Below are 247 nucleotides of genomic sequence, written 5' to 3'. Positions count from 1 at the left end.
AACTAGAGGATTGTATGCTTCAAATAAAGGAACATCGCATGGGCACGAGGGGAAACACAGACCTCGTCTGTGTCGGCACCAGCATGGCTGCCGGGAGGCAACGACACAGCCATCTCTTACTTGCGCAATTGCTTGGTATTATTACTCCAGGTCTCACCACAATCACTCTGAATTCTGAAGTCTAAACACAAACAGGCGTAAGAGAGGGAGGAGATACGAACACAAGTGCTTAATTGTGCTGAACTGG

Annotated in this window: 1 protein-coding gene; it reads left to right on the top strand. The window is 48.2% G+C overall.

Annotation, left to right across the window (positions count from 1 at the left end; translation table 11 throughout):
* The coding region (locus tag KVT28_RS26045) for a hypothetical protein (protein ID WP_217551162.1) at positions 1–185 on the top strand (185 nt) is incomplete at its 5' end.
* Positions 186–247 lie beyond the last annotated feature (62 nt).

It is taken from the genome of Pantoea sp. GbtcB22, assembly GCF_019091025.1.
In the GTDB taxonomy this organism is placed as follows: Bacteria; Pseudomonadota; Gammaproteobacteria; order Enterobacterales; family Enterobacteriaceae; genus Pantoea; species Pantoea leporis.
This window is presented reverse-complemented; position numbering and strand designations above follow the sequence as displayed.